Here is an 18,813-nt window from a genome sequence, read left to right as displayed (position 1 = left end):
TGGCTGGGCAGCAATAGGACTGTTCGAAGGAGAACCTGTGTCTGCAACCGACGCATTCCTGTGGGGCGCATCCACCGCGCCGCATCAGATCGAAGGAAACAACATCAACGCGGATTGGTGGGAGATCGAGAACACCCCCGGGGTGCCGTTCCCGGACCGGAGCGGGGACGCACTCGACAGCTTCCATCGTTATGGTGAGGACATGAGGCTGCTGGCCGGAGCCGGGTTGAACGCCTACCGCTTCGGGTTCGAGTGGGCCCGCATCCAGCCCGAGGAAGACATGTTCTCCCGTGCGATGCTCGACCACTACCGCCGGATGGTCGACACTGCCCTTGAGCTGGGAATCCAGCCGGTGGTCACGCTGCAGCACTTCACGAGCCCTCGCTGGTTCGCTCATGATGGCGGCTGGGAGAACCCTCGGGCCGTTGATCGGTTCCGCGGCTACATCGAGTACGTCAGTCCCGCATTGGACAACGTTGATTGGGTCTGCACGATCAACGAGCCCAACATGATGGCGCTCTTCAACGTGCTCGCCAAGCTTCATAACCCCGATGCGAAGCTTCCCGAAGTCCAGAACCCGGCCTCGCCGCTCCCCGACCTTCGTATCGGCGAGATCTTCGCGAATGCGCATCGCGCCGCGCGCGATGTCCTCCACGAGCACACGGACGCGAACGTCGGATGGACCATCGCGCAGCAAGCCCTCGAGCCGACTCCCGGTAATGAAGATGTCTTCGACCGCGTGCACCACCAGTGGGAGGGCTTCTACCTCAGCGTGTCTCGCGAGGACGACTTCGTCGGTGTTCAGTCGTACACCAGCCAGACGGTCGGCCCGGATGGCGTAACCCCGCATTCGCCGAGCGAGGACAACACGATCACCGGCTGGGCCTACCGCCCAGATGCGCTCGGAATCTCGCTGCGCCGAGCATGGGACGAAGCCGGCGGTGTTCCGCTGCTCATCACAGAGAACGGCATCGCCACCGCGGACGACGATCGCCGCATCGCCTACACCACCGAAGCGCTGCGTCACCTGAAGTCCGCGGTCAACGACGGCATCGACGTCCGCGGGTACCTTCACTGGACACTACTCGACAACTACGAGTGGGGAGACTACGGGCCAACCTTCGGCCTGATCGAGGTCGACCGGCAGACGTTCGTCCGCACACCGAAGCCGTCCCTGGCATGGCTCGGGAGCATGGCCAACGGAGGCTTCGCACGCCTCTGACCTTCACCGGGCTGGGCGGGCGGTTACGTTACCGCAGGTAACCGCCCGCCCCAACTACACTGCTATTTAGCCACTTAGGGAGCCATGACGTCAGAGCACCTTACTCGCCGCCCCACAGCAGCGGACATTGCCCGCTCGCTGGGCATATCGCGGGCCACCGTGGGCTTCGTCCTGAACAACACTCCGGGGCAGACGATCTCGGAACCCACTCGTGCCCGTGTCCTGGCTGAGGCCAAGCGTCTCGGGTACCAACCTCACTCAGCGGCACGAGCGCTGGCCAGCGGGCGCAGCCACATCATCCTGATGATCCTGCCGGACTGGCCCCTGGACTTCGCCCTGCGCCGGAACATCGAGGAAGCGTCCCTGACGCTCGACGAAGCCGGCTACACCCTTGTCACCTATACGTCCCACCCCACCGGATTGGCGCGGCCGCTCTGGGAGACCTTGCAGCCCGATGTCGTCATGTCGATGACACCCATCTCAGCCGAGGACGTCGCCTCCATACGTGCCGCCGGGATCGTAAACCTGATTCCCGATCCCGAACGGGCCAACGGCACGGTATACGTTGACGAGGGGCCACGTCTGCAGGTGGAGCATCTGCACAGCCTTGGTCACAGACGGATCGCTTTCGCAGGCTCCACTGATCCACGTATTGCCGAGCTCGTCGCGGAGCGACGGGAGCATTCATTTAGCGCCGCTCAGCACCTGGGTATGGAGATAGCAGCGGAAGTGCAGGTGGATCTCTTCGACCAGCAGGCCTCCGCCGATCTGGTACTCCAATGGCACGCCTCGGGCATCACAGCCGTAGCGGCCTACAACGACGATGTCGCCGCGTCTCTCGTGGGCGCAGCACTTCGGAGTGGGCTCGACGTGCCGAAGGATGTTTCGGTCATCGGCCACGACGACACCCCGCTCGCAGGCTTCTTCCATCCGCAGCTCACCACAATCCGTACCGACACTGCGGGTCTTGGACGGTACAGTGCCGCCCTGGCAATCAGCGCGGCGACGGGGACCACTCCCCCAACTGTCGGGCCGGAATTCAGCTCGGAGGTCGTTGTCCGGGCTTCTACTGGCCCAGCGGGTCTATCTGATTGACGGTGGATCTGGCCCGACTCATTCGAATTCGATCTTGGAGAGGTCCTTGTTGAAATGTCCGCCCTGCTGCATCGCCACCGCGGGGATCGGCGCGTACAACGACCAGGCCCACTCCAGGCTGACTGCAGCGTTCACCTGACTCCCGCCGAACGTCAGCGCCGCGACGTGCTGCGCGCAGCGCAAGACCGGCAGATGCACGCCGTCCAGGACGCACTCGAGGAGCAGCGCCTGGCCTTGGCCGCCACCTGGATCAACCGTTACGGAAGCCGCCCCCACCGGCTGGACCTGCCCAGCCCGCCGAGCCGACCGCGCCGTGTCGCCGCCCTTGACGGCGCCGTCGGGCTGCGGCCCGGCAAGGAGGAGCAGGCCATGCTCGCCCTGTATGACAGCGGCTGGCTGGAGCTGTGCCCGCGCGCCGCGGAAATCATCGGTGTCCTGCTGGACTGCCCGTGCGCCACCAGGGGCCGCCTCGCCGAGCTCGCCGCTGGCCAGGCGCCGGATCGCTGGCTGAGCGCCGAGCAGTGGCTGGAATCGAGCATCTGGGACGGTATCCGACCGCCCCTGCTTGCTCTGCCCCCCGTCGGCCATACTCCGGACCTCGATGAGTGCCCGCCTTTCCACATGCTGCGCCACCACATGGACGAGAACCTGGGCGCATGGGAGAGGTGGAGCGCCGGATTTTCCGCCCTGGTGGAGGCCTGCGACGACCCGCCCGTGGAAACCATGGCCGAACTGATCGCCTTCTGGCAGGACGTCGGCATCCTGGTCGGCTGCGGCGGCGACGGCGACCATCCCCTCTGGACCGTCAACGCCTCACTGTCCTCCCCGTGGCGCATGGTGTACACCAGAGGGCCTCTTGTCCCTGTCCCCGCCCTGGCTGCCGCGCTCGATTGGCTACTTGAGGAAAACGCGCCCCTGGACGAGGAACTCCTACCACGCGAAGTCTTCAACCTGATTGTCACCTCACCCGGGCACAACACCAACGCCGGCATCATCGCCAGCTGAGCCTCCGACGCAGCGGCGCAAAAGACCTGCTTGCAGGTGCCCTCGAACGGCCCCACCGCGCAGCGCGGATCATTCGCGCGGCCGTTGCGCACAACGCCGATTATCGGCGTACGGGTTCACGTGCACAGCCGCGTACGGATAGTCATTCGTACGCGGCTCCGCACCTAGATATGTACGCCGACACCGATTGCGCCTGAAGTCCGAGGAGTCCTGGCCCTGCACTCCTCGGAGCGGGAATGAAGCCTTCGCCGGAGAAAAAGCGATGGGGTGCGGGGTTGATCCGCAGTCATGGGTCGATGGGGTATGGGCCCGCCATCTCCGCGCGGGAACGCAACGATGGACGCAGGGCGGCGCGCTGGGCGACCTTGTAGGAGGCGCCGCTCACCTCGGCGGCGAACACCTCGATGAACACCTGCGCCGACATGATGAGCGGGTGCCGGTGACCATGGCGGGTGGGGTCCACGAAGTTGTGCAGCGATCGAAGGTACAGAATCCGGGCGTCTGCCAGGCCGAGCGGGTGCACAAGGTCGGCGATCTGCTGATCCTGCAAACTGATGAGCGCGTCCCAGCCATAGGCGTCGGCCTTATCTGAAGTGCTCATATGGAAGTGAACACCTTGAGTGGCCATCGCGCTTCGACCAACTGCCCGACAGCGTGCTGGAGCCTGGCCCCGGCTGGCCGGCCCTGTATGGCTCCTTCGAAGAGATGGTGCAGGCCAATCGGACGGCAAGCCTCCCATCAGCTCCCGACGCCGACGGCGGACCGACCCACGGCGGACAACGGTGACCGTAGACCGGCCGTTCCGGCTCGGTCTGGGTGGCGGCCGCCGGGCTGTCACCGCCGTCACACTGACGAAGGCGCTGGAGCGGGCCGCCCGCGCCTTCGATGAGTATGCCGACGTCGTTTCCCTCACGCTCGAGCACGGGCCGGCCGATGTCCGGCTTCGGGTGTGCACGCTGATCGCTGACCGCGAGCGCCGCACCTTGTCGGTGGATGCGTCCGGCAGCCGCAAGCCGTCTCTGGCCGCTCAGGTCGCGGATCGGTTGCGCGCTGGCCAGTCCGGCGCGGCGGGGTCTGCCGCCTTGGGACGCTGACCGGCCAGCAGGGTCCTGCCGTCACCCCGCGCGCCGAGCAGGCATTGCGGCATACCCTGGCCGACATCGCCGACGGCCACCTGTCGCTGTGGGTGAAGTCGCCTACTACGACCCGGTTAGCGGCGCCCGGCTGGCCGAGCCGCAGGTCCTGCGCGTCACCCCGGATCGCCAGCCGTACTCCGGCGTGCCCGAGGCCGGTGGCACCTGGTGGACGGCGCTGATCGAGCGCAGCTGGCTGCAACTGCCGCCCCCAGATCGTGGCCAGCAGAAAGCCTGAGCCATTGTGGTGAAGCTCAAGCTTCTGGCGTGGCCGGGTGCCCCTTGGGTGGAGGGCATGCCACGAAGCTCATGACCTAGAACGGGAGTCTCCGCCACACAGGGGACTGTACGGTCGGATTACCTGGACGGACCCAGAGCGCCCATGTAGCGGAACTGGGGTGAGCGACCTGCGCCGCGCCTTTGACGGCCGCGGGCGCTGAACGTCGGTGCGGGCCGGTGCGACAACGGGTCCGGCAACGTTGCCCGGCGCGGCGCCTTGGCCCGAAGACGCCGCCTGGCCCGTTAGGGGAAGAACTCGGGGTCGTCCTCGTCGGAGTCAACTCCTTGCGGGTTCTTCAGCCAGGAGGCGACGCGGGCCTGCATGGCCTTGACCTCTTCCTGCGTCACCGTGATCCCGAGTTTCTTGAGGCGTTGCTGCGTGATTGTGCCCGACTCGGGTCGCTGCCCGTATGCGTCGCTGTATTGCTGATACCAGCCTTGGATGAACTGGTCGGCGTGGCCATGGGCAATGGAGGTGTTGAGGCGATCCAGCCGGGTTGTGCCCGTATCCTTGTAACGCCAGCGGGGCGCCTTCACAGCCCGCGCTTCTCCGGTCTCGGGGTCCACCGCGGTGCAGCAGTCCTTGTCCGCGGACACCTTGTCCCAGAGGTTGTCGAAGATCTCGCCGCTCTTGAGCTCCACGACCTCCACCGCCAGGACGAAGCTGACGCAGTCGAGCTCGCCCTTCTCGGCCGCACGGTCGACCGCGAGCGAGACATGGCGCTGGGAGGCGTTGCACAGCTCGAACAGGGCGCTTTTGAAGCAGGCCCAGTAGTCGGCGGAAAGCGACCCATCCGTGTCGTGGACATTCTGGATCTCGATGGTGTGGGTGATGGAATTGTAGGTGGCAGGGCCTATGTCGTCCTCGCCATCCGGGAAACCGTTCCTGTCGACGACCGCGATGCTCGCGCTTTTTTCGACGCCTTCCAGCCTGTCGAGGACGCTCTCATCGATGGAGCGCTTGTTCTCGGGCAGCTTTCGTTGTTCCCGTGCTGTCTGCCGCCAATCGGGCTTCTGGCCGGCCACCCCCTGCAAGAAAGTTTTGAAGATCTTGTTGGTGGAGATCTTCTGCAGTACCTGGTAGATGTACGACTTCTTGACGGCCGACTCGGATGCGGCCTTGTACGTCAACAGGGCGATGTTCGCGGGGCCGACGGTGATCGCGTTCGTTCCGCCAACGTACGGTTCCTCGAGCTCGGACTCATCCGAGCTCGAGGCGGAATCATCGTCCTTCACCGGGACGGGGCTTTGCCCGCGCTTCGTTTTTCTCCAGGGCTGCTTGTCTGCGGCCGGCCCTGACGAACCGCGCTGAGACGAAACAGGCTGGGACGAGGGCGGTGCCTTCCAGAATTCCTGGGGAGGCAGCTTCTTGCGTACCGGATAGCGGGGGGCGGGGCCGGGGCCGTCTGTCGCCGGGGACTCATCGGAGGATCCCTCCTCCGCGCCGGAGCGATCGCCCTCCTCACGGCTGTCCTGGCGCCGCCGTTTGCTCTTGACGCTCCGCGACGATGGCTTACGCTTTCCCATCAGATCGCCCTTCCAGCGGTGGGGCGGCGCCTGACGCGTCGCGCGACACCCACCAGGATGAGCCACGTACCACGGACTGTCATCTCCGCTCGGCAAACACCACTGCCGCAGGGGCGCGGGCAGAGCCGACCTGTAGGTGCCCATGCACGCTCGGCGATCTCACTGCCGATGGCGGCCGACCGTCAAGCCAAGAGGTCCGGGGTGTTCGCCGGATAGCGTGGTTCCGCATGAGGTGATCGCGGTGTTACTGTCCGCAGATGGCCGGTGATCACGCAGTGAAGTTCCGTGCCGTTGAGGGGCCCATGCCTTCCTGCTCACGCTGCGCAGGACGGGCACTGATGACGATGGATCTTCGACGCTACAGCCGGGCGTCGTCGAGCTGGTGGCTCCCGAGGGCTGAGCCCGGGATCCCCGTGGCCGACGACGACCCGAATGATGGATCTTCAGAAAGGAGGCGAGCTTGGCCAGATGTCCCGCCACGGTCGCGGTGGACGGCGGGATGAGGGTCTAACCCTTGTAGCGCCAGTCCAGGCGGCCTTTCTCCACGCCGGGCTGCCAACCGCGCACCGGCTCGCCCCGTTCCAGGGCGCGGGCGGTGACCTTGAGCAGAGCCAGGAAAGAGGGCCAGATGTCGCCGTCGTCCGTGTGCAGGCCGTCCTCGCTGTGGAAGCTGCCGGTGCGGCCGGTGTCCGGGTCGACGAACAGGCTGCCGCCGGTGCTGTCGTAGCCGAAGGGGATCAGGCGGCCGTGCCACCAGTACGGGCTCAGCTCCGGGTCGTCGAGTGTGATGTCGCAGTTCACCTGCCAGTCGCGCTGCATGCCGCGTACCGACATGGCGTTGTAGATCGGCGGGAAGGAGAAGCCCCCGTCGCTCGCCCCGTCGTGGCGTAGCAGCGACGCCCGCAGGTCGTCGGGGAAGCGCGCGCCCATGGCGGCCTCGGCCCGCGCGATCGCCAGGGGCGTGGCCGGCGTGCGCAGGCTCTTGTACGTGCCGGGCGCGTGCCGGGCGAGCCAGCGCTCGATGCGCCGCCAGGGGGCGTTCACCTGGGCCGTGACGGCGGCTCGCGGGGTGCGCACGACGGGGGCTCGGTGGTCGGGCAGGCAGCCGGTGGCGCGCTTCTCCGCGTTGGTCGGCGCCGACAGATCGCCGGGGCGCGGCCTCTGGTCTTGGCCCATGGCCTTCGTCGTAGCCACGGGCGCCACCGGCAAGCTTGGCTCGCGGCGCCGGGCGGGGGCGGGATGGCGGACCGCAAAGTCCCACACAATCCCTTCCAGATCAGCCAGTAGGGCCTCGTCATCGTCGTGAGCAAGCGCATCACCATCCTCGCGGCCTATGTCGCGGTTGTCCGACATTCGGTCAAGGAACCGCTGAAGCGTTTCCGATCTGCTTCGTGCCGGGAGACCGCAGCCGCTCAAGTCGAAGTCGAGCAGGGGTGGCGCCGTGAGGGCGGCGGGTGGTCAACCATGCCGCCTTGCACGCGCATTGCGCGCTCTTGGCTCAGACCGTGTGCGAAGGGCTGACGCTCCGAACCGCGAGACGTGTCGTTCCCAACCGGAGCGCGACGGCCACGGCGTTGGGCTGGCCCGCTCTCGGGCTCACGGTCGCGATCGGCGTCTGGTGGCTGGTCACCTCGGCGTTCCCCCTCCTGCATCCGGCGGTGCTCCCACCGCTCACCGAGGTCCTGGCCGCTTTCCCGGCAAAGTCCGCGGAACTGCTCGGCGGACTGGCCACGACAACGCTGGAGACGGTGGCCGGCCCATCGCCGCGGCTGAGTAAGGGGCTACTCATGCACGCACCCGGGGGCCGCCCTTTAGCTAGAAGGGCATGAGCATCCCATCGCCAAAGGAGATCACTATGATTCGCACCATAGCTCTGGCTGCCTTAATGGCCGTCCCGTTCGTGAGCGCCGCCCCGGCGTACGCGGCCGCGCCGGGGTGCGCCGCCGCGGCAGCGTACTACGACGTGGCTCCGACCAGCGGCAATCTCGCCATGGTCGGCCAGGCGGTGCACTGCCTCGTCGACGCCGAACGCGCCAAGGTCGGGCTGGCCGCGCTCACCCGCAACAGCTCGCTCGACTCGGCGGCGACGTCGCACGCCGCTGCGGCGGCGAGCCTGAAGTGGTGGCGGCCCGGCGCCGACTCGCACACCAACCCGCAGACCGGCTCTACGCCGTACAGTCGTATCACCGGCGCAGGTTACTGCCCGAACCCGGTGTCGTGGGCCTACTCCGAGACCACCTACACAGGCTGGGGCACCGGCTATGGCACCGCGCGGGCCGCCGTCAACTGGTGGGTGAACGTCAGCACGTACGGCCACCGCCAGATCGTCCTGAGCCCGACGCTGACAGACCTCGGCATCGGGGTCGCGGCCGGGTCGGCGGATCCGGCCGGCGCGGGGGCCGCAGGCGGCGGGACGTACGTTGTCGACTTCGGACGTTGCCAGCGATAGGCGGGCGACGGAGTGGCGACGGCGCAGCATCCGTCACCGAGGGCGCAAGGGATGAAGGCACCTTGAAGATCACCTCATCGGGCGGCAGCACATTGGGCCGGCGACGTGCCGACAGCCGCCTCGGTGTCCACACGATCGCCGTTGGAGCGGATCCGGAAGCGGCCATGGGCGGCGCGGCCGTGGCCTCATCGTCGTCCCGGTCAGGCGGCGCACTCCAGGCAGACCTGCTGACCGTTCCGCTCAGAGGCGCGCTGGCTACGGTTGTGCACCAGGAAGCAGCTCGAGCAGGTGAACTCGTCCGCCTGAGGCGGGATCACCCGCACGGACAGCTCTTCATTCGACAGATCCGCGCCAGGCAGTTCGATCGACTCAGCCAGGTCGGTCTCGTCGACGTCGACGCTGCCGGACGAGGTGTCGGCGCGGCGAGTCTGGAGTTCTTGAAGGCTCCCCTCTCCGGAGTCGTCGTCGATGGCCGACCAGGCCATGGCGGAACTGCGCGATAGAGCAGCCGAGTAGGCGCGGGGCGGGTGGATCTACCGTCTTGCCCCATTTCGGCGGTGAGCCTGTCGAGGAAGGGACACGTGATCCACTCACCGGCATGGCGCACGTCTGCCGACATGGTTCTCTCGCATCGGCGGGTGGGGGCGCTGTTCTATGTCGCGCTGGCCAGCCAGGTGGTCCAGGCGCGCTCGTCGGTATAGGCCTCGGGAGCGATGCCGAGGGCGGCCAACGACCCGGGGTAGGCGCGGTTGTAGGTGGCGGCCCCGGCGATGGCCTGCTCGGGATGTACTGAGGCCGCGCCCACCTGGACGAGCACATCGCCTCGACCGGGCAGCGGTAGCCCGGACCTCGGACGACTCGAGCGCTGAGGGCAGGCCGTAGCGGTGCTGGCCGGCGGCCCGCATCGTCGTCGCCCCGGCCGGACTCGCCCCCGGCACCAGGCATGCTCCGGCACTCGATCGCTGTTCGATTCCCACAGTTATCTTGTGTGACTCTTAGTAGTCAGTCATGTGTGGTAAGTAGGGTTGGCGCGTACTTGCCACACCAGTATTCAGGGGTCTTTGGGCATGTCAGGCATGTCAGGTGCGCTGCCTCGGTACTACCGCCCTCAGCGGGCGGTGGCGCCGAGGCATGTCGGCCCTGTTCTGGACCCCACCTGAAACTCTACTGGCGTTGAAGCTCAACATGAATTGAACGCCATCTGGAGCTGAAAACCGCGGTTGTCGGTCCGCATGTGGGCGAACCCCTCGCCCCGCCGCGGTCAATTCCAGACGCGGCGTCGGCAGAGAGTTCATGATGTGGTCATGAGGCGCCGGCGGAAGTACGGGCGGTGGCTGGTTGCGGGCGGGCTGCTGGTGGCCTCGATCGGCTGGGCGTACAGTGCTTTGTTCGGTAGCGACGCCGAGTTGAGCAAGGCGGCGAGCCAGGGACAGATCTACGGCGTGGTACTGACCGCGATCGGCATCGTGGTCACCCTGTTCGTCGCGGAACGGGACCCTGTTGACCAGCACACGTCGGCCTCGGCCCGGATCGTGCTGGCTACAGACGTATACAAGAAGGAGTGCCGGGTACGCACCGCGCTGCTGGGAGGCGTCGTCTTAGCCGACGTCGGCTTCCACACCTCCGCGCGCTCCCCCCGCGAGGGACTGACCCTGCGCGTGCGCCAGGTGGCCGCACGGCTGCTGTCGTGGCAGGAGGAAGGCCGCGCCTCGGCCGGAAGCCTGAGCGACATCGCCGACTACTACCGCGGCCTGCCCGAGGGGCGCCTGCTGATCGTGGGCGAGAAGGGCTCGGGCAAGACGATCCTCGCGATGGAACTGGTGATCGCCCTGGCCGAGGCGGCGAAGGACAACCCGGACACGGGCTGGCCGGTCCCGGTACGGCTCAGCGCCGTCTCCTGGACCGTCGACCGTGACCTGCCTGGCTGGCTGACCGAGCACCTGAGCCAGGCCTACGACGTCCCGCGGGCCGAGGCTGCCCAGCTCGTGGATGATCGTCAGATCCTGCCGGTGCTGGACGGATTGGACGAAATGGACGGCGACGACGCCCCGCCAGCGCGCGCCGCAGCTCTGATCGGCCAGCTCAACCGGTACTATGCGGGCCGCGCCTTCGCCCCCGTGGTGGTGACCACACGGGCAGACTCCCACAGCCGGCTCGACCGCCTCGATGTAGCGCTCGACCACGCACACACCATCCGCGTCCTTCCCCTGGGCACCGGGCAGATCACCGGTTACCTGGCCGCACGCCACCGCGACCAGGCCGGGCAACGCCGCGCGTGGCAACCCGTCCTTGATGGGCTGAAGCAGCCCGGCCACGCGAGCGTGCGCGCGTTGCTGTCGACGCCGTGGCGGCTCATGCTGGCGGTCACGATGATCGATGACGACCCGGTTGCCGCCGCCCACCTCGCGCCCCGGCCCGGCGAGACCGGGCGGGACGCGCAAGCCCGGATGGAGAGCACGCTGCTGTCCGCCTTCATCCCCGCGGCCACCCGCAAGAGCGACCACCACGACAGCCGCTACCGGCCTGAGGACGTGCGCCGTTGGCTGACCCACGTCGCCCGCCACCTGGATTGGCAGGCCAGCGAGGCGAAGATGTCGCCGGTGGACATCGTGCCGCACCTGATCTGGCCGATCGGCGGCCGGTACCTGCCCCGGCTGCTACATGTCGCGGCGGTAGCGGGGCTCCTCCTGATCGGTGCGATTTTGTATGTTCCCAAGGTTCTGGAGGAGAAGGACCCGTACCCGTTTTGGCCGATAGGGGTCGCAGCATGCCTTTGGTGCGTCGGGTGGATGCTGTCCGTCGCGGTCGGCTGGTGGCCCGAGCCCGGGATCTGGAGGCGGCGCAGACGCGTCGATCGGTATCGCGCGGGCTCCTGGTGGTTGGTGTGCGGGGTCACCGTCGGCCTCCTGTCGCTGAGGTCAGTCTCCGACATCTGGCGCAGCACCGAGGTAGTGGCGATCGCCTTTATGTGCGCTGTTCTTCTGGCGTTCTTCGGCTTGATATGGGAGTACGACGATCGACGGCGGTGGGATGAAGCCGACACCCTGACGCCGCATGAGGCGGTGCGCACCGATCTCGTGTGGGGACTCACAAGAGCGGTGACTTTCGCGTCTATATTCGGGCTTCTCATTCTGCCTGGGGGCGGGCTGGTCTACGGGTTCGGGTCACAGATCCTCTTCGGGGCCGCCCTCGGTCTCGCGCTGGGGGCGGGGGGAGCGAGATATGTGTGCGGACTGGCGAGCGCCGCGCTGAGGGGGCGGTTGCCTTGGCGGTTCGCGGCCTTCTGCAGGTGGGCCTGCAGCGCCGGACTGCTGCGCGAAGCCGGCGTGGCCTACCAGTTCCGCCACCGCGAACTTCAGGAGGCGTTGTGGGCGCCGACGGTCTTCAAAGGCCAACCGCAGGAAGGATCAGAAGTCTGAGGACTCCAGGCGCGGCCGTTGTCCGGGGCCACCGGCAGTCCAGCACATGCCCACGCCGAGCCCGGGGGTGAGGAACCGGCGGACAGCCGTTGGCGCTGAGAAGGATCTTGGTCGCAGCGAGTGAGGTCGCTCTTGGTCGTGAAGGTTCTTCAGCGCGTTGCCCGGTCGCGGCGTCGGCGGGCGGCGCGGATCTCGGCGTCGGCGACCTTATCGTCGAGCAACGCGTACAGCTGGGTGGTTTCGGTGGAGGCGTGGCCGAGGCGGCGGCGGACGGCCTCGATGGACACCCCGGCGTTGATGAGTTCGGTGGCGTGGGCGTGGCGCAGCTGGTGGATGTCGATCTCGACGCGTGCGGCGGTGCAGTAGCCCTGCCAGCGGTGGTGGGCGGCGTCGTAGGACAGGGGCCCGCCGTAGCCGTTGATGGAGGCGCGAAACAGCGGCCCGGCGGTGTAGTCGGCGCGGGCTAGGTAGAGCTTGAGCAGGGCGACGTAGCCGCGGTCGTCCAACAGGACGGTGCGCACGCTGCCGCCTTTGCCGTGGATGCGGACGTGTTCGTCGTCCATACGCAGGTCGAGGTCTTCGACGTACAGGCCGCACACTTCGGCGGCGCGGGCGCCGCAGACGTAGGCGGTCTCGAACAGCGCCCGGTCGCGCAGCCGGTCCAGTGGCAGGTCCTTGCGCGGCCGCCGCGAGCAGATCGCGGCCAGGACCTTGGCGACGTCGGCGGCCGCGGCCGGGCGGGGCAGCGTCTTGGGCACCTTGATGGTGTCGATGCGGTCCATGGGGTTGGCGTCGAGCAGGTCGTGCCTGACGGCCCAGCGGCAGAAGGAGGCGATCGCGGCCCGCTTGCGCTTGCGGGTGGCGGCCGACAACTGGCCGAGGTCGGCGAGGAAGGCCCGGATAGGCGCGGCGCTCAGCTCGCCGAGCTCGCCGTCGCAGTAGGCGGTGAACTGCAGGAGGTCGCCGCGTTAGGCGCGGATCGTCTGGCCGGAGGCGCCGGCGTTGCGCTTGTCGGTGAGGAAGTCGTCCAGGTGCGTGGCGAGCGGATGGCCGCGGCCGAGCTGCTCGGCGATCACCTCGTTCACGCCGTCGCCCTCCATCGCCTATGTAGTTGCCAGATAACCGGGAAACGAAGCCTGAGTGCCGGAAGCGCTCCGCCCAGCTCGCGCCTGGTCTGTGATCGCTATCTTGCCAGATAACGAAGGTTATCCCGCAATCATTGGTCTCCATCCTGCTGATTCGCACCGCAAGGCCCGCTCGCATAGAGCAACCGGCTGAGGGTCGCTGCGGACGCCGGCGGTGAAGAACATCACACGCCAAGCGTGACGGTGAACGTCTGGCGCCTCTGGAAGGCGTCTTGGCGTACGTGGTGTGACGGACGCAGCGCTGGTGCCGCGCTCGCAAGGCACCCTCAGGTGATTGCGGTCGATGAGGCCGGTCGGCTTGGCCGGGATGGCTGCATGAGCAGGCCGTCGATACGACGAGTCAGCGTGTCGTGGGCGGGTACGGTGGCGCGGTGTCCGAGCAGGGCGAGTGAGGTCAGCCCTTCGACGAGTGGCAGGAGGGTCTCGGCCTCCAGGTCGGCGTCGAGGTCGTCGCGGAACTCGCCGGTTCGCTGGCCATAGCGGATCAGCCAGACCAGCAGGTCGCGCGTTTTGGCGTGGGCCTGGCGCAGGATTTCCGCCAGGGACGGGATGGCCGTGGCGTGGGCGGTGAAGGCCGCCAGGATCCTGGCGTCGCGTCGCTGGTGCGGCTCGATCAGGGTGAGCGTACGCAGGGTGGCGGTGAGCAGGGTCACCGCCGACTCCTTGGCGGCGGAGGCGTCGATCTCCTCCTGGCCCTGCGCGGTGATGCGTTCGGTGATGTGGTGCAGTGCGAAGGCGAGCATCTCGTCCTTGGTGGCGAAGCATCGCTGCACTGCTCCCATGGACACCCCAGCCTGCTGCGCCACGTCCCGGAGGGTCGCGCCTTCGGGGCCGTGCCGGTCGATCAGGTCGCAGACCGCTTCGGCGATGTGGCGGCGTCGCGTCTCGTAGTCGACCTGCTTGGGCATGGGGTTCCTTCCGACAGCATTTCGATGCGGTTGCATCGTATCAACTTTTCCGGTTTATTTGATGCGTACGCATCGGAACAAGGGAGGACGCCATGAGTCGTTCGCAAACACGCAACCGCACAGCCGATAAGGCGCTGTGGCTGGCCGGAGCTCTGTTCACCGTGCAGGGGTTCGGCTCGGCGATCACCGAGGCGCAGTGGGACACCAGCTTCGGAATCGCCGGCATCCTGCACGCCGTCGGCGTCCCCGGCTGGGCCGATCTCGCCCTGGGCACCCTCGGAGCCGCGTTCCTGCTCATCGCGACGTATCGGGCGGTGCGCCGATGAAACCCCGAGGAACGGCGCGCAGGACGGCGCGCGTGCGGCTGGTCACGGCGGTGGCCGGTCTGTCCGTCGTCGCGGCCTGCGCGAGCGCCACCGGCCCCGCATCGAGCTCGCGCCAGTCTGTCGCGCACACCTCGTCCGGCGCCGTCACCGGCGCTCACATCGGCCGGGACGTGCAGCGGTTCAACGCCATCCCCTATGCCGCGCCACCGACCGGAACGCTGCGCTGGCAGCCGCCCCAGCCCGTCCAAGCGTGGAAAGGCGTCAAGGACGGCACCCGCACGGCCCCGCGCTGCCCGCAGAACGCCAATCCCGCCGACTCCAACCCGGCCAGCACCACCGAGGACTGCCTGTACCTGAACGTCACCGCCCCCCGGACCGTGCCCGCCGGACAACGGCTGCCGGTGATGGTCTGGCTGCACGGCGGCGGCTTCACCCAGGGCGCCGGCGGCGACTACGACACCCAGCGGCTGGCGAAGGCGGGCGTGGTCGTCGTGACCGTCAACTACCGGCTGGGCATCTTCGGCTTCCTCGGCCACCCCGCCCTGCCCGGCTCGGGCGCATTCGGCCTGCTCGACCAGCAGGCCGCGCTGCGCTGGATACGGCACAACGCGGCGGCCTTCGGCGGCGACCCGCGCAACATCACCCTGTTCGGCGAGTCCGCGGGCGCGTTCAGCACCTGCGCCCAGCTGACATCCCCCACGGCGGCGGGGCTGTTCGACAAGGCGATCATCCAAAGCGGCACATGCTCGATGCGCCAGATGGGCATCGACCCCGCCGGCGGCGACACCGTGTGGCCATCACGGCAGTCCGGCGAACAGATCGCCGCAGCCGCCGCCGAACAGATCGGATGCACCGACGCCGCCCAGACGATGGCCTGCCTGCGCCAGGCCCCGGTCCCGGCCCTGCTCGCCGCGCAGCAGAAGATGCCCGCCACCTGGGCGCCCTCGTACGGAAGCGACACGCTGCCGCTCGACCCGCGCCGGGCGGTGGCCGAGGGACGCCTCCACCCGGTGCCGCTCATGGCCGGCACCACCGCGCACGAGGCCCGATACTTCGTGGCCATGTACTTCGACGGTCCCGGCCAGCCTCTGACCCGGCAGACCTATCAGCAGTTCCTGCGCACCGCCTTCGGCACCGACGCCCGGCGGGTCGCGGCCAGGTATCCCCTCAGCGCACATGGCTCCCCCTCCCTGGCATGGGCCGCCATCGCCACCGACCGCGGCTGGACCTGCCCCACCCAGGCGGGCAACCGCCTGCTCGCCCGCAAGACCCCCGTCTACCAATACGAATTCGCCGACGATCCCGCTCCCAGACCATCCGGGTTTCCCATCCCCGCCGCCTTCCCTCTGGGCGCCTACCACGGCGGAGAACTGCCCTACCTCTTCGACGGCCCCGGCGCCGCCACCGCCCAGCCCCTCTCGACAAGCCAACGCCGGCTGGCCGACCAGATGATCGCCTACTGGACCCGCTTCGCCGCCACCGGCAATCCCAACGACCCGAGCCTGCCCCGATGGAAGCCCCTGACCAGCAAGAGCGCGAACCGCGTCCGCTCCCTTTCCTCGGCCCGAAGCAATGGCGACGGCTCCACCGAACACCACTGCCGCTTTTGGGACACACGCAAGTGAAAGAGCTCCAGCCCATGAGCTGAGCCGTCATTCAGACGGTCATCGGTCAGCGGTTCAGACACCGTCATCGTCCACGACAGCGGCACTGGCAGCACTGACCTCGGGCAGCGCCGCCGCGCCGAGCGGCCGCAGGCCCTTGTCCGGGGCCGAGGAAGCAATCGCGTAGCGGCCCAGGCAGTTGAGGTGGGCGTGGCCCAGCGGGGACAACCGTGCCACGTCCTCGTCCTTGACCGGCACACCCTGGGCGCGCAACTGGTCCACGATCGCCGACAGATACCGTGAGTTCCACAACACGACGGCATTGACGACAAGTCCAAGAGCCGCGAGTTGATCCTCCTGGCCTTCCCGATATGCCTGTCGGATCCGGCCCGAGTTGCCGTGGCAGATCTTGCGGGCCAGGCGGTGCCGGGACTCCTGGACCGACAACTGCTTACCCAGGCTCCGACGGTAGCTGGAATCCATCGGGTCCAGCATGCTCAGCAGGTGCATCGTCTTGTCGATACGGCCGTACTCGGCGAACGCCTGCCCCAGCGGCGTCGGAGAACCCTGGCGGGCGAACATGCGCAGCAGGTCGTAGGCGCGCACCTGGTTGGTCACCAGCGATCCGGCGACGCGGAGCATGTCCGGCCACTGGGTGATCACCTTCTTGGTGTTCAGCTTGTTCCGGGCGATCGCCTCCAGCACCCCGTATGCGCTGGTGGTGCCGTCGGGCAGCTCGGCGCGCCAGAACCGCTGGTCGCCCAGGTCGGCGAAGCGGGGCGCGAACCGGTAGCCGAGCATGGAGAAGATCCCGAACACCATGTCGCTTTCGCTGGCCTGGTCCGTCGTGACCAGCTCGGGTTTCGGCCCGGCGTCCAGGTTGATCAGGCAGTCCAGGATGTAGAGCGAATCGCGGGGAGTGCCCGGCACCACCATCTGCCCGATCCCCGCCACCTGATCATTTACTGCGTTGAGCCAGGTGATACCGCGCTTGTAGCCGTAGTACTTGGGTGAAGGTCCGGCGTTGATCGTCTTGACCGGGACGACGAACCGCAGCCCGTCTACCGAGGCCAGCAAGCCGCCGCCCCACGAGGCGACGATCGGCACCTTGCCCTGGTGTGCGATCAGGATCGCGTTGGCCGCGGCGTGCGTCTCGGCGCGCACGTAGTTCTGATCCACGTGGGACAGCCGGCCACGGGTCAGCGCCTCGTCCCCGGCCTTGATCACAGGGGTCAGTCCGACGTTGCAGGCCTCGCTGATCAGCAGCGCCACCAGCGATGTCGGCAGGTGGTTCATGCGGGTGGAGATGTCGGCCAGGTGCACGTAGGCGTCCAGAAACCCGGTCCAGGCGTGCACCTCCAGCAGCAGTTCTGGCAGGTCGATGCGGGGCAGCATGGCCTGGCAGGCGGCCCTCAGCCACGCCAGGGACTCGCTCTCGCCGAGCGCGCCGAGTTTCTCCACCGACAGCCGGGCCCGCCCGCCCCTGGCCGGGGTTACCACCGAGACCAGCGCGTCCTCGCCCGCCTCCTCCAGCCGGGCGGCCATCTGCTTCCAGGCCGCGTCCAGGGCCAGGACTTTGCCGTTCAGGTGCTCCTGGACTGGGTCGGTGAGCGACAAGGATGCCAGCACATCCTCGGCGATCGACTCCCACCGCGCCCCGGCCAGCAGGTGCGCGCGCGGATCGGCCCAGCGCAGCGACGGCGAGGCGAACACGTCCCTGATCGTCAGGGCCTGCATCAGGTGCTCCAGCACGGTCACTCCGGGCAGCAGCACGCGATGCCGCCGCAGCCACGCCACCGACTGCTCGAACAACGCCACCGGCCCCTCGGCATGCGTCCACGCCCGGCCATGCAGAAAGGTCCGGAACTGGCGCGTCAGCTGCCGATCGCTCCAGCTGCTGGTGTCATCGAAGGCGTGGTAACCGTAGGCGTCCCGGATCATCCACGCGTGCTCGTACGTCGTCTTGGGCCGTTCGGCGTATTTCTTGACCTGCGACGCGTCGCCGATCCCGAGCTGCTCGGCCAGGTGGTCCACCACCGGCCAGGGCACCGCCAGCGGATCCTCCAGGAACAGCCCCTTGTACCGGACGGTCCCGATCTGGACGGCGACGCCCAGCCGGTGAGAATCGGCTCTCGACTGCGCGATCACATTCCGGTCGAAGCTGTCCAGGAAGAAGAACTTCTCCAGGTCTGACAGCGACGGCACCTCGATGAACGAGACGTAGGCAGCCCTGTGCTCGGCAGACAGAAATTCCGCAGGCATAGCCCGCACGGTAGGACCATATCGGCGGGGATCAACTCATAGTGATCGACGCGTTACAAGTGAGGATGTTTCACCCGTGAGTGCGTCTTGATCGTTCTCAGCGCCAACGGCTGTCCGCCGGCTCCTCGCCCCCGGAGCCACTGCGTGCTGTTCATCAATCGCCGGTGGTGCTCGCGCCGGTCGGTGGCTGTCCGATGTTCAAGCAGGACCCCTTCGCTCGGCGGGAACGGATCGTCAAGATCATCCCGCAGGTGCGACGGAACCGGCCAGGCCATCCGCGGATACCCGCCGTCGAGACCCGCGCTCGTTCCCACAACATGCTGTGAGAGCCGGTCCTGTGCCTTACGTGCCTGACAAGATCATTGCGCTCTGACCTGCGAGAAGAGACCAAGAACCCAAGATAACCGGCGCGGTGGCGGCGGCCCAGGAGTTGCGGCCC

At 67.7% G+C, this 18,813-nt stretch carries 18 protein-coding genes and 1 pseudogene; 10 read left to right on the top strand and 9 right to left on the bottom strand.

Translation table 11 applies throughout. The features are described 5' to 3' along the window. The first annotated feature begins 37 nt into the window (after window positions 1–37). The 3 genes and pseudogenes from ACIBO2_RS51900 (at window position 38) to ACIBO2_RS51890 (ending at window position 2,317) form a co-directional block, all read left to right on the top strand. Window positions 38–1,222 carry a family 1 glycosylhydrolase gene (locus ACIBO2_RS51900; RefSeq protein ID WP_358547924.1) on the top strand — a complete coding sequence of 395 codons (1,185 nt, stop codon included), beginning with the start codon at window positions 38–40 and terminating at the stop codon, window positions 1,220–1,222. Window positions 1,223–1,306: 84 nt separating this feature from the next. Continuing rightward, window positions 1,307–1,465 (top strand): annotated as a pseudogene (locus tag ACIBO2_RS51895) (LacI family DNA-binding transcriptional regulator); the annotation flags it as partial. Between the two features lie 60 nt (window positions 1,466–1,525). Next, a complete protein-coding gene (locus ACIBO2_RS51890; protein ID WP_397304844.1) occupies window positions 1,526–2,317 on the top strand; it encodes a LacI family DNA-binding transcriptional regulator in 792 nt (263 codons plus the stop codon). 18 nt (window positions 2,318–2,335) lie between these two features. On the opposite strand, the gene ACIBO2_RS51885 is transcribed toward ACIBO2_RS51890, so the two are convergent. Then, window positions 2,336–2,515: a hypothetical protein gene (locus ACIBO2_RS51885; RefSeq protein WP_358547918.1), complete on the bottom strand. Its 180-nt coding sequence runs from the start codon at window positions 2,513–2,515 to the stop codon at window positions 2,336–2,338. Here ACIBO2_RS51885 and ACIBO2_RS51880 point away from each other — a divergent pair. Continuing rightward, window positions 2,510–3,322, top strand: a complete 813-nt coding sequence (locus ACIBO2_RS51880; RefSeq protein ID WP_358547915.1) for a hypothetical protein — start codon at window positions 2,510–2,512, stop codon at window positions 3,320–3,322. The two genes, ACIBO2_RS51885 and ACIBO2_RS51880, sit on opposite strands and share 6 nt — an antisense overlap. Before the next feature lie 286 nt (window positions 3,323–3,608). On the opposite strand, the gene ACIBO2_RS51875 is transcribed toward ACIBO2_RS51880, so the two are convergent. Then, complete coding sequence (locus tag ACIBO2_RS51875) at window positions 3,609–3,923, bottom strand: hypothetical protein (RefSeq protein ID WP_397304750.1); 315 nt, start codon at window positions 3,921–3,923, stop codon at window positions 3,609–3,611. Between the two features lie 181 nt (window positions 3,924–4,104). Here ACIBO2_RS51875 and ACIBO2_RS51870 point away from each other — a divergent pair, with 181 nt between their 5' ends. Together ACIBO2_RS51870 and ACIBO2_RS51865 are read left to right on the top strand one after the other, a co-directional pair. Beyond that, complete coding sequence (locus tag ACIBO2_RS51870) at window positions 4,105–4,416, top strand: hypothetical protein (protein WP_397304749.1); 312 nt, start codon at window positions 4,105–4,107, stop codon at window positions 4,414–4,416. Between the two features lie 88 nt (window positions 4,417–4,504). After that, the gene (locus ACIBO2_RS51865) at window positions 4,505–4,693 is read left to right on the top strand and encodes a hypothetical protein (protein ID WP_397304748.1); all 189 of its coding nucleotides are present in this window, start codon (window positions 4,505–4,507) and stop codon (window positions 4,691–4,693) included. Window positions 4,694–4,977: 284 nt separating this feature from the next. Here ACIBO2_RS51865 and ACIBO2_RS51860 read toward each other — a convergent pair whose 3' ends face one another. Both ACIBO2_RS51860 and ACIBO2_RS51855 read right to left on the bottom strand, forming a co-directional pair. Next, entirely contained in the window at window positions 4,978–6,261 is a 1,284-nt protein-coding gene (locus tag ACIBO2_RS51860; protein ID WP_397304747.1) for a hypothetical protein, read from the bottom strand. Window positions 6,262–6,768: 507 nt separating this feature from the next. After that, window positions 6,769–7,437, bottom strand: coding sequence for an SMI1/KNR4 family protein (locus ACIBO2_RS51855; RefSeq protein ID WP_358547903.1), 669 nt, complete (start codon window positions 7,435–7,437; stop codon window positions 6,769–6,771). A 679-nt stretch (window positions 7,438–8,116) separates the two neighbouring features. Between ACIBO2_RS51855 and ACIBO2_RS51850 the strand changes: the two genes are divergently transcribed. Then, on the top strand, window positions 8,117–8,710 hold the full coding sequence (locus ACIBO2_RS51850) for a CAP domain-containing protein (protein WP_397304746.1): 594 nt from the start codon (window positions 8,117–8,119) through the stop codon (window positions 8,708–8,710). Between the two features lie 200 nt (window positions 8,711–8,910). Here the strand turns inward: ACIBO2_RS51850 and ACIBO2_RS51845 are convergent, their stop codons facing one another. Further along, the gene (locus tag ACIBO2_RS51845; RefSeq protein ID WP_397304745.1) at window positions 8,911–9,195 is read right to left on the bottom strand and encodes a DUF4193 domain-containing protein; all 285 of its coding nucleotides are present in this window, start codon (window positions 9,193–9,195) and stop codon (window positions 8,911–8,913) included. Between the two features lie 167 nt (window positions 9,196–9,362). Beyond that, window positions 9,363–9,515: a hypothetical protein gene (locus ACIBO2_RS51840; protein ID WP_358547892.1), complete on the bottom strand. Its 153-nt coding sequence runs from the start codon at window positions 9,513–9,515 to the stop codon at window positions 9,363–9,365. Between the two features lie 550 nt (window positions 9,516–10,065). Here ACIBO2_RS51840 and ACIBO2_RS51835 point away from each other — a divergent pair. After that, a complete protein-coding gene (locus ACIBO2_RS51835; protein WP_397304744.1) occupies window positions 10,066–12,129 on the top strand; it encodes an NACHT domain-containing protein in 2,064 nt (687 codons plus the stop codon). A 149-nt stretch (window positions 12,130–12,278) separates the two neighbouring features. Here ACIBO2_RS51835 and ACIBO2_RS51830 read toward each other — a convergent pair whose 3' ends face one another. Further along, window positions 12,279–13,001, bottom strand: a complete 723-nt coding sequence (locus ACIBO2_RS51830; RefSeq protein WP_358434570.1) for a tyrosine-type recombinase/integrase — start codon at window positions 12,999–13,001, stop codon at window positions 12,279–12,281. Window positions 13,002–13,540: 539 nt separating this feature from the next. Further along, window positions 13,541–14,182 carry a TetR/AcrR family transcriptional regulator gene (locus tag ACIBO2_RS51825; RefSeq protein ID WP_358547885.1) on the bottom strand — a complete coding sequence of 214 codons (642 nt, stop codon included), beginning with the start codon at window positions 14,180–14,182 and terminating at the stop codon, window positions 13,541–13,543. Between the two features lie 92 nt (window positions 14,183–14,274). On the opposite strand from ACIBO2_RS51825, the gene ACIBO2_RS51820 reads away from it, so the two are divergent. Next, window positions 14,275–14,508 carry a hypothetical protein gene (locus ACIBO2_RS51820; RefSeq protein WP_358547882.1) on the top strand — a complete coding sequence of 78 codons (234 nt, stop codon included), beginning with the start codon at window positions 14,275–14,277 and terminating at the stop codon, window positions 14,506–14,508. Continuing rightward, complete coding sequence (locus tag ACIBO2_RS51815) at window positions 14,505–16,133, top strand: carboxylesterase family protein (protein ID WP_358547879.1); 1,629 nt, start codon at window positions 14,505–14,507, stop codon at window positions 16,131–16,133. The genes ACIBO2_RS51820 and ACIBO2_RS51815 overlap by 4 nt, the downstream gene beginning before the upstream one ends. A 54-nt stretch (window positions 16,134–16,187) precedes the next feature. Here ACIBO2_RS51815 and ACIBO2_RS51810 read toward each other — a convergent pair whose 3' ends face one another. Further along, entirely contained in the window at window positions 16,188–18,374 is a 2,187-nt protein-coding gene (locus ACIBO2_RS51810) for a Tn3 family transposase (protein WP_397304743.1), read from the bottom strand. Window positions 18,375–18,813: the final 439 nt, after the last annotated feature.

This window comes from Nonomuraea sp. NPDC050022, from assembly GCF_044460705.1.
GTDB lineage: Bacteria > Actinomycetota > Actinomycetes > Streptosporangiales > Streptosporangiaceae > Nonomuraea.
The sequence above is the reverse complement of the archived record's forward strand: the minus strand, read 5'-3'. Positions and strand labels throughout refer to the sequence as shown.